The organism is Spirilliplanes yamanashiensis (assembly GCF_016863475.1).
In the GTDB taxonomy this organism is placed as follows: Bacteria; Actinomycetota; Actinomycetes; order Mycobacteriales; family Micromonosporaceae; genus Spirilliplanes; species Spirilliplanes yamanashiensis.
This window is the reverse complement of sequence record NZ_BOOY01000016.1, coordinates 70,542-83,678: the sequence shown is the minus strand read 5'-3', so window position 1 is coordinate 83,678 and position 13,137 is coordinate 70,542. Positions and strand designations below refer to the sequence as shown.

Sequence of the window (13,137 nt, the reverse complement as noted above, 5' to 3'; positions counted from 1 at the left end):
TGACACGTGTAACTTGCGCGTGTCAGTAAGGTAGGCATGGTGATTCCGTGATCGCAAGAGCACGCAGCGAAGGGACGGACATCTCATGGCCGCGACCCCGGGTCGCCGGGTGACGAGTGCGGACGTAGCCCGGCAAGCCGGACTCTCGCGCGCGACCGTCAGCTACGTCCTCAACAACACCCCGCACCAGTCCATCCCCGAGGAGACCCGGCAGCGGGTGCTGACCGCCGCCGCGCAGCTCGGCTACTCGCCGTCGGCCGCCGCCCGCGCGCTGCGCAGCGGCCGCTCCGACGTGGTGCTGTGCCTGCTGCCGGACTGGCCCGTCGGCCCCGAGGTGGGCGCGCTGCTGACCAACCTGTCCACCGCGCTCGCCGCCCGCGGCCTCACCTTCGTCATCCACCCGGTCATCCCCGGCGACCGGCCGGTGGCCGAGATCTGGAAGGCCATCACCCCGGCCGCCGTGCTCGCCTTCGAGGAGCTGTCCGACTCGGACGTCGCCGCCATGCGCGGCGCGGGCGTCGCCAGCGTGGTCGCCCTGCTCGGCAGCTCCCGCCGGCAGCGCCGCGAGCTGGAGGTCAGCCAGCAGCGCGTCGGGCGCATGCAGGCCGAGCACCTCGCGGCCACCGGCCACACCCGCCTGGGGTACGCCTACCCGGACGACGCGCGGCTGCGCCACTTCGCCGAGCCGCGGCTGGAGGGCGTGCGCACCGCGTGCGCCGAGCTGGGCCTCGACGCCCCGCTCGTGCAGGTGGTGCCGCTGGACGCCCCCGACGCCGCGGCGGCGGTGCGGCGCTGGCGCGACAACCGGATCGGCGGGGTGTGCGCGTACAACGACGAGGTGGCCCTCGCCCTGCTGGCCGGGCTGCGCGAGCACGGCCTGGCCGCCCCGGCGGACCTGGCGGTGATCGGCGTCGACGACATCCCGGTCGCGCGGCTGGCCGACCCGCCGCTCACCACCGTCACCACCGACCAGAACGCGGTCGCGGCGCACCTGGCGGCCACGGTGGTCGCCGTCGTCGCGGGGGAGCCGCAGCCGCGCCCGCCGGGCTCGGACATCGTCACCGTCACCCGGCGCGGCTCCGCGTGAGTCAGGCGGCCAGCGCCGCGTAGCGGCCGGCCGCGCCCAGCAGGTCCTCGTGCGAGCCCAGCTCGGTGACCCGGCCGTGGTCGAGCACCGCGATCTGGTCGGCGGCGCGCACGGTGGACAGCCGGTGGGCGATGGTGACGGTGGTGCGGCCCGCGGCGAGGGTGTCGAAGGCCCGCTGCACCGCCCGCTCGGTCTCGGTGTCCAGGGCGCTGGTGGCCTCGTCGAGCACCAGGATGCGCGGGTCGCGCAGCAGGGTGCGGGCGATGGCGAGGCGCTGCTTCTCGCCGCCGGAGAACCGGTGCCCCCGGGAGCCGACGACGGTGTCGTAGCCGTCGGGCAGGGCGGCGATCACGTCGTGGATCTGCGCGGCGCGGGCGGCGCGCTCCAGCTCGGCGTCGGTGGCGTCCGGCCTGGCGAAGCGCAGGTTCTCGCGCACGGTGGTGTGCAGCAGGTACGTCTCCTGGCTGACCACGCCGACGATGGCGGCGAGGTCGTCGAACGACAGGTCGCGCACGTCGACGCCGTCGACGGTGACCCGCCCGCCCGTCGGGTCGTGCAGCCGGGCGATCAGCGCCGCGACGGTGCTCTTGCCGGAGCCGGTCTCGCCGACCAGCGCCAGGCTGGTGCCGGCCGGCACGTCCAGGTCGACGCCCGCCACGGCGGCGGCCGCCGAGCCCGGGTACGTGAACGTGACGCCCTCCAGCCGCAGGTGCCCGCGCGGGCGGGCCAGCCGCACCGGGTGCTCGGGCTCGCGCACCTCGACCGGCAGGTCCAGGTACTCGAAGATGCGGGCGAACAGGGCCAGCGAGGCGGTCAGCGAGACGCCGACGCTGAGCAGCCCCATCAGCGGCCGGAACAGGCCCGCCTGCAGCGCGGTGAACGCGACCAGCGTGCCGATGCTGAGCCGGCCGGCGGTCATCGGCAGGCCCGCGCTCAGGTAGATGACCGCCGGGATGGCGGCGAACAGGATGCTCATGGACGCCATCCGCCACCGGCCGGCCAGCTCGGAGCGCAGCTCCAGGTCGATGAGCCGGGCGGACGAGGCGGTGAACCGCTCGACGAGCGCGCCGCCCGCGCCCATCGTCTTGCTGAGCTGCACGCCGCTGACCGACAGGCTCTCCTCGACGGTGACGTTGAGGTCGGCGAGTTCGCGCTGGCGCTCGGCGGTGATCGCGCGGCGCATCCGGGCGACCCGGCGGGCCAGCACCACGGCGGGCGGCAGCACCACCAGCGACACGAGCGACAGCTGCCAGGACAGGGCGGCCATCGCCACCGCGGTCGCCACGACGGTGGTCAGGTTCGCGGCGACGGACGTCGCGGTCGAGGTGACGACGGACTGCATGCCGCCGATGTCGTTGGTGATGCGCGACTGCACCTCGCCGGTGCGGGTGCGGGTGAAGAAGGCGAGCGACTGGCGCTGCAGGTGCCGGAACACGTCGGTGCGCAGCCGGTGCATGACCCGCTGCCCGACGGTGGTGGCGATCCAGGTCTGCGCGACGCCGAGCGCGGCGGTGACCGCGGCGACGGCGACCATGCCGGCGACCAGCCAGGCGAGCAGCCGCAGGTCCCGCTCCGGCAGTGCGACGTCGATGACCTCGCGCAGCAGGAACGGCGCCGCCATGCCGAGCGCGGACGACAGCACGATGATCGCGGTGACGGCGGCGAGCGCGCCGCGGTGGGGGGCGAACAGCCGGCCGATGCGGCGCAGCGACACGTCGCGGGCCTGCGCCCGCTCGGCGGCGGTGACGGTGGAGGTCGTGGGGCGCGGGCCCCGCCCGCGGTCGGTGGTGGATTCCAAGGGACGCTCCTTTGCTGAGGTAACCTCATCATGAGGCTACAACAGCGCTTCTTGGTACGGTATTCCGGTGGAACCCGACGCCGGTCTCGCCGAGGCGTTCGGCGCCGTGGCCCGCCGCCTGCGGCACGTCACCCGCGAGGCGCTGACCCCGCTCGGCGTCACGCCGTGGCAGGCCCGGGCGCTGTGGGTGCTGGCCGACGCGGGCGAGCTGCGCCCCGGCGCCCTGGCCGAGCGGCTGCGCATCGCCCCCCGCTCCGCCACCGAGGTCGTCGACGACCTGCAGAGCCGCGGCCTCGCCGAGCGCCGGCCCGACCCCGCCGACCGGCGCGCCACCCTGGTGGCCCTCACGGCGGAGGGCGCCCGGCTCGCCGAGCGCATCGGGGCGGCCCGCGGCGCCGAGGCGGACCGGTTCTTCGGCGCGCTCGACCCCGATGAGCGGGCGGAACTCGCCCGGATGCTGCGCAGGCTCAGCGGTTGAGGCCGCGCAGCGCCAGGTGCAGGGCCAGCCGGGCGTCCGGGTCGTCCAGCGCCGCGCCGAACAGCTCCCGCAGCCGCCGCAACCGGTAGCGGACCGTCTGCGGGTGCGCGCCCAGCGCCTCGGCCGCCGGCACCACCTGGCCGTCCGCGCGCAGCCACGCCAGCAGCGTCTGCTCCAGCGTGCGGCGCGGCCCCGGCCGCAGCCCGGCCAGCGGGGCCAGCGCCGCGTCGGCGAGCAGCCCGGCCAGCCCCGGCTCCCACCCGGCCAGCAGGTCCAGCAGGTGGTCGGCGCAGTGCAGCACGCCGCCGGGCAGCGCGCCCTCGGCCTGCAGCGCCAGCGCCCGGGCCGACAGCCGGTACGACAGCCGGGCCCGGCGCAGCGGCACCGCCGGCCCCACCGCCGCCCGCCGCCCGGCCAGCGCCCGGGCCACCGCGGCCGGGTGCGGGTCCGGCACCACCGCGCGCACCGCGTCGCCGATGACGGTGGCGACCGCGGCCCCGCCCAGGGCCCGGCCCAGGTGCTCGGCGTCCGTGCCCTCCGCCGACAGCACCGCCACCGTGCCGGGCAGCGGCCAGCGCGCCGCGTCCGCCGCCGCCTGCAGCGCGGGGTCGCCCGGCGGGTCCGGCTGCACCAGCAGGGTCACCAGTCGGCGGCGCACCGTCGCCCAGTCCCGGGCGGCGTCGCGCTGCTCGTCCAGGTAACCCTCGGCCGCCGCGCCGGCGAGCGTGTCGATGAAGCCGAACAGGGCCCCGGCCAGCGCGTACAGGTCGTCCGGCGACAGCGGGCCCGGGTGCTCCACCAGGTACGCCCAGACGTCGCGGCCGCCGACCGTCAGCACCGCGCGCAGCGCGTCGACCCGGTGGCCCTCCGCGTACTCCGTGCGGCCGAGCCGGTGGAACACCGCCCGGGTCGGGTCCAGGTCGCGGGCCGGGCCGGCGACCTGCTCGACGAACGCCTCGACCGCCGTCTCCACGCCCAGGGTCAGCCCGCGGCCCTGCCCGCCGGTCAGCGAGCGGCCCTGCGCGCGCATCGCCTCGCGCACGGTCGCCAGCAGCCGGCGGCGCAACCCCGGGGCCACCGCCCGCAGGTGCTCGGCGACCCGCGGCTCCACGCTTTGTCACCCCGGTGATAGATCGGTGCGCGCGATCCGCCGCGCGGGACGAGAGAACGCGCATGATCGTACCTAATCTGATGGTCATGGATGCGGATGTGATCGTCGTCGGCGCCGGCCTCGCGGGCCTGGTGGCCACCGCCGAGCTGGCCGACGCGGGCCGGACGGTGCTGCTGCTCGACCAGGAACCCGAGCAGAGCCTCGGCGGCCAGGCGTGGTGGTCGTTCGGCGGGCTGTTCCTGGTGGACACCCCCGAGCAGCGGCGCATGGGCATCCGCGACTCCGTCGAGCTGGCCTGGCAGGACTGGCAGGGCAGCGCCGCGTTCGACCGCCCCGAGGACGCCTGGCCGCGCCGCTGGGCCGAGGCGTACGTGCACTTCGCCGCCGGCGAGAAGCGCGCCTGGCTGCGGGGGATGGGCCACCGGGTGTTCCCCGTCGTCGGGTGGGCCGAGCGCGGCGGCGGCCCCGCCGACGGCCACGGCAACTCCGTGCCCCGCTTCCACATCACCTGGGGCACCGGCCCCGGCGTCGTCGAGCCGTTCGAGCGCCGGGTCCGCGCCGCCGCCGCGCGCGGGCTCGTCCGGTTCGGCTTCCGGCACCGCGTCGACGACCTGGTCACCACCGGCGGCGTCGTCACCGGCGTGCGCGGCGCCGTGCTCGAACCCAGCGACGTGCCGCGCGGGCGGTCCAGCTCGCGGGCCGAGACCGGGACCTTCGAGTACGCCGCCCAAGCCGTCGTCGTCACCTCCGGCGGCATCGGCGGCGACCACGACCTCGTCCGCAAGGCCTGGCCCCAGCGCCTCGGCGCGCCGCCGCGCCGGATGGTCGCGGGCGTCCCCGCCCACGTCGACGGGCGCATGCTGGCCATCACCGAGCGCGCCGGCGGCCAGGTCATCAACCCCGACCGGATGTGGCACTACACCGAGGGCCTGCAGAACTGGGACCCGGTGTGGCCCAACCACGGCATCCGCATCCTGCCCGGCCCGTCGTCGCTGTGGCTCGACGCCACCGGCCGCCGCCTGCCCGCCCCGCTGTTCCCCGGCTTCGACACCCTCGGCACGCTGAAGCACCTCATGGCGACCGGGCACGACTACAGCTGGTTCGTGCTCACCCAGAAGATCATCGAGAAGGAGTTCGCGCTCAGCGGCTCCGAGCAGAACCCCGACCTCACCGGCCGCAGCGTGCGCCAGGTGCTCGGCCGCGTCGCCCCCGGCGCCCCCGGGCCGGTCGAGGCGTTCAAACGCCACGGCGCCGACTTCGTCGTCGCGCCCACCCTGGACGAACTGGTCGCCGGCATGAACGCCCTCGCCGCCGAGGCGGGCGGCCCGGCCCTGGACGCCGACGCGGTGCGCCGGGTGATCGAGGACCGGGACCGCCAGGTCGCCAACCCGTTCGGCAAGGACGCCCAGCTCGCCGCCGTGCGCGGCGCCCGCGCGTACCGCGGCGACCGGCTGGTGCGGGTGGCCGCGCCGCACCGGCTGCTCGACCCGAAGGCCGGCCCGCTGATCGCCGTGCGCCTCAACATCCTCACCCGCAAGACCCTCGGCGGCCTGCACACCGACCTGTCCGGCCGGGTCCTGCGCGCCGACGGCACCCCGCTGCCCGGCGTGTACGCGGCGGGCGAGGTCGCCGGGTTCGGCGGCGGCGGCATGCACGGCTACAACTCGCTGGAGGGCACGTTCCTCGGCGGCTGCCTGTTCTCCGGCCGCACCGCCGGCCGCGCCGCCGCCGAGGCCACCGCCTGACCCGGCTCAGCCCCCCGTCGCCGCCCGCTCCGCCCCGACCGGCGCGGGCCCGGCCGGGCGCGGGCGGTTCCCGGCGCGCAGCAGTCGCAGCGCGACGGTCGCGACGTAGGCGAACAGCACCGCCGAGGCGGCCAGCAGGCGCAGCGGCGCGCCGGCCGGGTCCGGCCAGAACGACAGGGTGAGCGCGGCGGCGGCCGTGGCGACCGACCACACCGGCCACAGGCGGCGGGCCAGCACCAGGCAGCCGACGCTCATGCCGCCGAAGGCGACGGCCGCGCCGAGCCCGTGCAGGGCGCCGTGCCACGACACCTCGGGCGCGCCGGCCGGGGCGCCCGCCGGGAAGCCGGCGCCCGCGTCGGTGACGAAGACGCCCGAGACGACCAGGCCGGCCCCCAGGGCGCCGACGAGCAGCGGTCCCCAGAGGCCGGCCGGGCCGCCGCGCAGTGCGCGCCGCATCCCCACGGCGCAGGCCGTGTACAGCAGGCCGGTCACCACGAACGTGGCGACCTGCAGCCAGCCGTGCGCGCCGAGGGCGAGCAGGCTGACCGGGTGTTTCGCCAGGTCGTACCCGTCACGGGTGGCGGCCTGGGCGAGGGTGGCGGTGAGGAACAGCGGGCCGGCGGCCACGCCGCACCGCAGCAGGTTGCGGGTCGTCGTCATGGGGCGCTCCGTGTGCCGGGGCGCCCCGCGGTGGGGCGCCGTCGGCAGGGACGTCGGAGACGCCGGCCCGGATCGGACGCCGGAGCGATCAGAGGAAGATGTCGATCCCGCCGTCGCGGGAGATCTTCGCCGAGGCCACCCCCGGCATGTCGACGTGGCGGACCGCCTGCAGCAGGTCGGCGGTCGCGTTGACCTGCTCCTGGCGGGCCACGGGGTCGGGCGCCTGCCCGGCCGCCTGGACGCTGAACGGTGCTGCCGCCGCGACGGCGTTGAAGGTCCCGATGCGCACGGGGGCCACCTCTCCTCGGTTGTGCCTGTGACGCCCCTGCCCATCGGCGGGCCGGTTGAGCAGTGAAGGAGAGTGGGCCGGTCGCTTTTCGGGTTCAGGCGGTGGCGAGGCTCAGCGCGCCGATCGCCTTCGACTGCTTGGCGGCGTACATGGCCAGGTCGGCGCGGCCGATCACCTCGTCGGCGGTGGTGTCCGGCCCGGCGTACGCCACGCCCACGCTCAGGCCGACGCACACCTGCTCGCCGTCCACCGCGTACGGGCGCAGCACCACGTCGCGGATCCGGTCGCACAGCACGGCGGCCGCGGTGACCGGGTCGGCGTCGTGCAGCACGATGACGAACTCGTCGCCGCCGAACCGGGCGACCAGGTCGACGGACCGCGTGCACGCGCGCAGGCGCCCGGCGACGGCGGTGAGCAGCGTGTCGCCGGCGGCGTGACCCAGCCGGTCGTTGACGGGCTTGAACCCGTCCAGGTCGCAGAACAGCACGGCCAGGCCGGCGGGCTGCCCCGGGCCGGGCACGGCGAGGTCGGCGGTGAGGCGGTCCAGGCAGGCCGCGCGGTTGGGCAGGCCGGTCAGGGCGTCGTGGGTGGCGGCGCGCACCAGGGCCTGCTCGGCGCGGCGGCGCTGCCCGGACAGGCGGGCGATGCGGATCATGACCAGCGGGATGACCGCGGCCGAGCCCAGGGCGATGAGGACGCCGTCGGTGGGCAGCCCGAACACGACCCGGCCGCCGCCGATGAGCGGGATGAGCGCGATCGTGGCGCCCAGGAAGACCAGCCGCCCGGTGGACAGGTCGTCGACCGGGGCCGGGCCGGGCTGGGTGATCAGCCGGGCGGACGGGTGCAGGGCCGCGCAGCCCAGCGCCGCGTAGCTGGCCATGAACAGCATGTTCGTCCAGTCGGGGCGCACTCCGGTGACCGGGTCGGTGGCGAACGTGACCGCGAGGTGCCCGCCCACCGCGAACGCCAGCGCGACGACGAACAGGTGCAGCGCGATGACGGTGCGCCCGGCGACGAGCGCCACGCGGGCCATCGCGCCGAGGGTGGCCAGCAGCACGTAGACGTGCACGAACAGCGCCAGCTGGCGGGTCATGGGCGCCCCCGCCTCGGCCAGCTGCGGCAGCAGCACGGTGCTCCACAGCACGCCGCCGAAGCCGAGCGCGACGACCGCCGCGTCGATGATGCCGCCCACGTCGCGCCGGCCCCGGCGCACCACGACGGCGACGGCGGCGACCAGCAGCAGCACGCCGGCCAGCGCGAACAGCCCGTCGGCGGCGGTGCCGTCGCCGGTGACCCGGCCCGCCACGTAGACGTGGTAGATCCAGACGAGGTTGCCGGCGTTGAAGCACACCAGGGCGACCAGCAGGGTCCGCCACAGCAGGGGGGCGTCGCGCGGGGTGCGGAGGGTGGCGGCCAGCACCGCCGGCACGGCACCCACGGTGACCAGCAGGAACGGCACGATCCGCCAGTCCTGCGGCCACGCCAGGTACGTCGCGACGAGCGCGAGGCTCGTGGCGGCGTACCAGCGCAGCGGGCGGGGAAGCGGCATGTCCGGTGAATCGGCCGGGGCCGGGCCGGGTTGAGGGGTGCGTGCGACCATGCTGGGTGTGACCCCGCCCGATCCGGCCGCGCTGACCCTCGGCGTCGAGGAGGAGTTCCTGCTGCTCGACCCCCGGGACGGCGGCAACCTGCCGGTGGCCGCCGAGGTGACCGCGGCGCTGCCCGCCGGCGTGCGCGCCCAGAGCCGCGTCGAGTTCCGGCGCAGCATGCTCGAGCTGGTCACGCCCGTCTGCACCGGCCTGGCCGGGCTGCGCGCCGAGCTGACCCGGCTGCGCCGCGCCGGCCGCGACGCCGCCCGCACGGCCGGGGCGTGGCTCGTCGCCGTCGGCGCCACCCCCGTCGCCGAGCCCGACCTGGGGGCGCCGCCCGGGGCGCGCTTCGACACCATCCGGCAGCGGTACGGGCCCGTCGCGCACGACCCGGCGGTGTGCGGCATGCACGTGCACGTCGGCGTGCCCGACCGCGAGCTGGCCGTGCAGGTCGTCAACCACCTGCGCGCCCGGCTGCCCGTCGTGCAGGCGCTGACCGCCAACTCGCCGCTGTACCGGGGCGCCGACACCGGCCACGCCAGCTGGCGGTCGATGCAGCTGCTGCGCTGGCCCGGCATGGGCCCCGCGCCGCACTTCGCCTCCGCCGCCGAGCACGACGCGGCCGTCGCCGCGCTGCTGGAGTCCGGCATGCTCGTCGACGACGGGATGATCTTCTGGTACGCCCGGCTGTCGGCGCGCTACCCCACGATCGAGGTCCGGGTCGGCGACGTGTGCGCCACCGCGGACGACGCGGTGCTCGCCGCCGCGCTGATCCGGGCGGCCGTGGCCACCGCGATCGCCGACGTGCGCGCCGGCGTCCCCGCCCACCGGCCGCCGTCGTACCTGCTGGCGGCCGCCCACTGGCGGGCCGCCCACGACGGCCTCGGCGACGCCCTGCTCGACCTGCGGCTCGGCAAGCCGCGCCCGGCGTGGGAGCTGGTCGACGAGTTCGTCGACGCCGTGCGCCCCGCCCTGGCCGCCGCCGGCGACCTGGACGACGTGCGCGCGGGGCTGGACCGGCTGCGCCGCGACGGCGACGGCGCCGCCCGGCAGCGGGCCGCCCTGCGCCGCACCGGCGACGTGCGCGCGATGCTCGCCGAGCGGGCCCGCACGACGGCGGACTGACCCGCCGTCACCCGGCCCCGGGCAGCCGGCGCAGCCACGCGCGCGGCCCGGCGTGCTGCACCCGGACGGCGGCGACGGCGACCGCGCGGCGCAGCGCCGCCGGCAGGTCGGCGACCGCCGGGTCCCGGGCGACCGCGACGGCCAGCGCGCCGTGGAAGGCGTCGCCCGCGCCGGCGGTGTCGGCCGCCGCGACCACCGGCACGGCCACCTCGCCGGCCCGGCCGTCGCGGGAGCGCCACAGCACCGGGCGCGGGCCGCGGGTGACCACGACGTGCCGCGACCCCAGGTCGAGCGGGTCGGCGCCGTCGGGGTGCCGGAACGCCGCCGAGCAGGCGGCCACGTCCGCCAGCGGCAGCAGCTCGGCGAACACCGGCCGCCAGTGCCCGGCGTCGAGCACGACCGGGCGGCCCGCCCGGTGCGCGGCCTGCGCGGCCGCGACGGCCAGCGCCGGGTGGTGCCCGTCGACCAGGACCGCCCCGGCCGCCGCGACGGCCCGGTCCAGCCCCTCCGGTACGCCGGCCGCCACGTCGCCCGCGTTGCGGCTGACGATGGTGCGTTCGCCCGTACCCTCCAGGACCGTCACGGCCGAGACCGGCGGCGGCGCGGTGGCGTCCGGCGCGACGTCGGCCACCTCGACGCCGCACGCGGCGAGATCCGCGCGGATCAGCGCGCCCAGCGGGTGCGCGCCGATCGCGGTGATCAGCGTGACGTCCGCGCCGAGCGCGGCGGCGGTCACGGCGGCGTTCGCGGCGGGCCCGCCCGCGGCCACGTCGAACGCGGTGGCCTGGGCCTTCTCGTCGACGCCGGGCAGCCGGTCGACCCGGTACACCAGGTCCACCGTCGCCAGGCCGACGCACACGACACGCTCCACGCCCCCAGTCTGACCCGCCCGGCTCAGCCCGCCGGGCACCGCACCACGAGCGTGTTGCCGTCCGGGTCGATCAGCGAGAAGACCGCGATGCCGTGCCGGACCTCCAGCCGGCGCAGGCCCGGCATGTCCTCGGCGCGCAGCCGGGCGTGCAGGGCCGCCGGGTCGGCGACGTGCACGGCTCGGCTTCACCGCCCGGCCGCTGTCCGGCTACGCCGTGCTGGCCTGCGGCGACGTCGAGCTGCACCTGTCGGAGACCGGCGACCGGTCCGGCGTACCACGGCAGCGCGCGGCGCAGGCTGTCCACCGGCACGATCGGCACGGCCGACAGGGGCAGGCCGGCGGGGCCGGCGCCGCCACGCAGCGGCCGGGCGAGCACGGCGTACTCCGCCTCGTCCTCCGCGGCCCGCTCGCGCCGCCGCCGTTCCCGACGCTCCGCGGCGAACGGCGGGTCCGGCTCGTGCGGCCCGTCAAGCGGCGGCGGGGGCGGCGGCGTGGCGGGCGGCCCGGCGGCGGTCAGGCCGTACAGGTCGCGCAGCACCGGCCAGGCCAGCGGCACGTCCCCGGCGGGGTGGCCGGTGTCCCCGTCGAGCAGCGCGCGGAGCAGGCCGGCTTCGCCGAGATCCAGCTCGCGCACATCCGCGCCTTCCGCGCCGCGCATCCCGACGGCGAGCGGGCCCGCGTCTCGCAGGGCCTCGTCGTCATCCCCACCGACAGCGCGACGGCGGCGCAGCGCGCCCGGTACGCCGCGTACGCCGCCGAGCGCCTGCCGCGCACCGCCGCGCCGCAGGGCCCGGGGCGGCTGCTGTTCTCGCCCGACCTCGTCGGCACGTCCGCCGAACTGGCGGAGCGGCTGCACGCCCACGCCGCGTTCCGCGAGGTCGACGAGGTGGCGTTCGCGCTGCCGTTCACCTTCGACCACGACGACTACGTGCAGATTCTCACCGACATGGCCACCCGGCTCGGCCCGGCTCTCGGCTGGCGTCCCGCGTCCTGAGGCCGTTCCGGGCGGTGCCGAGCGTCGGGGTCAGATCGCCTTGCCCGGGTTGAGGATGCCGTGCGGGTCGAACAGCGCCTTGATGCCGCGCTGCAGCTCGTGGTTGTCCGCGCCCAGCTCGCGGGTCAGCCACCGCCGCTTCAGCGTGCCGACGCCGTGCTCGCCGGTGAGCGTGCCGCCCAGCCGCAGCGCCAGCTCGAAGATCTCGTCGGCGGCCCGCCACGCCGCCGCCGGCACCTCGGGCAGCGCCGGGTCGACGACGAGCACCGGGTGCAGGTTGCCGTCGCCGGCGTGGGCCACCGTGAACACCGGCACGCCGTGCCGCGCCGAGATGGCGGCGATGCCGCGGAACGCCTCCGCCAGCCGGGCGCGGGGGACCGCGATGTCCTCGATGAGGGGCCGGCCGATCCGCTCGATCGACGGCAGCGACAGCCGGCGCGCGGCCAGCAGCTCCGCCGCCTCGGCCGGGTCGGTGGTGGTGCGCACCGAGGTGGCGGTGCGGGCCAGCACCGCCGTCACGACGGCCGCCTCCGCCTCGGCGCCGGCGCCGTCGGTCTGGACGATGAGCAGCGCCGAGCCGCGCGCCGCCAGGTCGCTGCCCTGCGCCGCGTCGACGGCGCGCAGGTTCGCCTCGTCCATCAGCTCGGCGACGGCCGGCTGTACCCGCGACGTGCTCAGCTCGGCGACCGCCGCGGCGGCCGTCTCGACGTCGGCGAAGAACGCGGCCGTGGTGGCCGTGGCGAGCGGGATCGGCCGCAGCCGGAGCGTGGCCCGCACGACCACGCCGAGCGTGCCCTCCGAGCCGACGAACAGGCCGGTCAGGTCGTAGCCGGCGACGCCCTTGAGGGTGGCCCGGCCGGTGCTGATCAGGCGGCCGTCGGCCAGCACCACGTCGAGGCCGAGCACCGAGTCGCGGGTGACGCCGTACTTCGCGCAGCGCAGCCCGCCCGCGTTGGTGGCGATGTTGCCGCCGATCGTGCTGATGGCGACGCTGGCGGGGTCGGGCGCGTAGCGCAGGCCGTGCGCCCCGGCGGCCGCGTCCAGGTCGGCGGTCAGCACGCCCGGCTCGGCGACCGCGACCGCGTCGACCGGGCTCACCGACACGATCCGGTTCATCCGGGTCAGGTCGAGCACCACCGCGCCCGCCCCGGCCGCGGCGGCGCCGGACAGCCCGGTGCCCGCGCCGCGCGGCACCACCGGCGTGCGGTGCGCGTCCGCGAGCCGCAGCACCCGCTGCACCTCGGCGGCGTCCTGCGGGAACACCACGGCCGCGGGCCGGCCGTCCGGCGGCCAGCCGGAGCGGTCCGCGCGGTGCGCCTCGCGCACGGCCGGGTCGGTGCTCCACGCGACGCCCGCGCCGGACAGCCACCCGATGTCCATGCGCGGAACG

The 13,137-nt window shown here is 77.4% G+C and carries 13 protein-coding genes; 5 read left to right on the top strand and 8 right to left on the bottom strand.

Annotated features, from left to right (window positions below):
• Window positions 1–85 precede the first annotated feature (85 nt).
• Window positions 86–1,087 carry a LacI family DNA-binding transcriptional regulator gene (locus Sya03_RS11250; RefSeq protein WP_203938179.1) on the top strand — a complete coding sequence of 334 codons (1,002 nt, stop codon included), beginning with the start codon at window positions 86–88 and terminating at the stop codon, window positions 1,085–1,087.
• A gap of 1 nt (window position 1,088) precedes the next feature.
• Here Sya03_RS11250 and Sya03_RS11245 read toward each other — a convergent pair whose 3' ends face one another.
• A complete protein-coding gene (locus Sya03_RS11245) occupies window positions 1,089–2,801 on the bottom strand; it encodes an ABC transporter ATP-binding protein (RefSeq protein ID WP_239107393.1) in 1,713 nt (570 codons plus the stop codon).
• Window positions 2,802–2,952: 151 nt separating this feature from the next.
• On the opposite strand from Sya03_RS11245, the gene Sya03_RS11240 reads away from it, so the two are divergent.
• Window positions 2,953–3,363: a MarR family winged helix-turn-helix transcriptional regulator gene (locus Sya03_RS11240; RefSeq protein WP_203938177.1), complete on the top strand. Its 411-nt coding sequence runs from the start codon at window positions 2,953–2,955 to the stop codon at window positions 3,361–3,363.
• Here the strand turns inward: Sya03_RS11240 and Sya03_RS11235 are convergent.
• On the bottom strand, window positions 3,353–4,474 hold the full coding sequence (locus Sya03_RS11235; RefSeq protein ID WP_203938176.1) for a PucR-like N-terminal domain-containing protein: 1,122 nt from the start codon (window positions 4,472–4,474) through the stop codon (window positions 3,353–3,355). The genes Sya03_RS11240 and Sya03_RS11235 overlap by 11 nt on opposite strands.
• Before the next feature lie 86 nt (window positions 4,475–4,560).
• On the opposite strand from Sya03_RS11235, the gene Sya03_RS11230 reads away from it, so the two are divergent.
• Entirely contained in the window at window positions 4,561–6,219 is a 1,659-nt protein-coding gene (locus Sya03_RS11230) for an FAD-binding dehydrogenase (protein WP_203938175.1), read from the top strand.
• A gap of 6 nt (window positions 6,220–6,225) precedes the next feature.
• Here Sya03_RS11230 and Sya03_RS11225 read toward each other — a convergent pair whose 3' ends face one another.
• From Sya03_RS11225 to Sya03_RS11215, 3 genes are all read right to left on the bottom strand, one after another.
• Window positions 6,226–6,879: a DUF998 domain-containing protein gene (locus tag Sya03_RS11225; protein WP_203938174.1), complete on the bottom strand. Its 654-nt coding sequence runs from the start codon at window positions 6,877–6,879 to the stop codon at window positions 6,226–6,228.
• Window positions 6,880–6,967: 88 nt separating this feature from the next.
• Window positions 6,968–7,168 (bottom strand): hypothetical protein, encoded by a 201-nt coding sequence (locus tag Sya03_RS11220; protein WP_203938173.1) that lies wholly within the window; start codon window positions 7,166–7,168, stop codon window positions 6,968–6,970.
• 94 nt (window positions 7,169–7,262) lie between these two features.
• Window positions 7,263–8,717, bottom strand: a complete 1,455-nt coding sequence (locus Sya03_RS11215) for a GGDEF domain-containing protein (RefSeq protein WP_203938172.1) — start codon at window positions 8,715–8,717, stop codon at window positions 7,263–7,265.
• 49 nt (window positions 8,718–8,766) lie between these two features.
• Here Sya03_RS11215 and Sya03_RS11210 point away from each other — a divergent pair, with 49 nt between their 5' ends.
• Window positions 8,767–9,882 carry a carboxylate-amine ligase gene (locus Sya03_RS11210; RefSeq protein ID WP_203938171.1) on the top strand — a complete coding sequence of 372 codons (1,116 nt, stop codon included), beginning with the start codon at window positions 8,767–8,769 and terminating at the stop codon, window positions 9,880–9,882.
• Window positions 9,883–9,889: 7 nt separating this feature from the next.
• On the opposite strand, the gene Sya03_RS11205 is transcribed toward Sya03_RS11210, so the two are convergent.
• On the bottom strand, window positions 9,890–10,753 hold the full coding sequence (locus Sya03_RS11205) for a PfkB family carbohydrate kinase (protein WP_203938170.1): 864 nt from the start codon (window positions 10,751–10,753) through the stop codon (window positions 9,890–9,892).
• Between the two features lie 23 nt (window positions 10,754–10,776).
• Window positions 10,777–10,929: a hypothetical protein gene (locus Sya03_RS11200; RefSeq protein WP_203938169.1), complete on the bottom strand. Its 153-nt coding sequence runs from the start codon at window positions 10,927–10,929 to the stop codon at window positions 10,777–10,779.
• Window positions 10,930–10,967: 38 nt separating this feature from the next.
• Here Sya03_RS11200 and Sya03_RS30955 point away from each other — a divergent pair, with 38 nt between their 5' ends.
• A complete protein-coding gene (locus tag Sya03_RS30955; RefSeq protein ID WP_239107341.1) occupies window positions 10,968–11,747 on the top strand; it encodes a hypothetical protein in 780 nt (259 codons plus the stop codon).
• Window positions 11,748–11,777: 30 nt separating this feature from the next.
• On the opposite strand, the gene Sya03_RS11190 is transcribed toward Sya03_RS30955, so the two are convergent.
• Complete coding sequence (locus tag Sya03_RS11190; protein WP_203938168.1) at window positions 11,778–13,127, bottom strand: FAD-binding oxidoreductase; 1,350 nt, start codon at window positions 13,125–13,127, stop codon at window positions 11,778–11,780.
• Window positions 13,128–13,137: the final 10 nt, after the last annotated feature.

Excerpts from the sequence above, each read along its gene's own strand:
- Sya03_RS11215 (WP_203938172.1), bottom strand. The coding sequence starts at position 8,717 with ATGCCGCTTCCCCGCCCGCTGCGCTGGTACGCCGCCACGAGCCTCGCG.
- Sya03_RS11230 (WP_203938175.1), top strand. The coding sequence starts at position 4,561 with ATGGATGCGGATGTGATCGTCGTCGGCGCCGGCCTCGCGGGCCTGGTG.
- Sya03_RS11190 (WP_203938168.1), bottom strand. The coding sequence starts at position 13,127 with ATGGACATCGGGTGGCTGTCCGGCGCGGGCGTCGCGTGGAGCACCGAC.
- Sya03_RS11225 (WP_203938174.1), bottom strand. The coding sequence starts at position 6,879 with ATGACGACGACCCGCAACCTGCTGCGGTGCGGCGTGGCCGCCGGCCCG.
- Sya03_RS11210 (WP_203938171.1), top strand. The coding sequence starts at position 8,767 with ATGCTGGGTGTGACCCCGCCCGATCCGGCCGCGCTGACCCTCGGCGTC.
- Sya03_RS11250 (WP_203938179.1), top strand. The coding sequence starts at position 86 with ATGGCCGCGACCCCGGGTCGCCGGGTGACGAGTGCGGACGTAGCCCGG.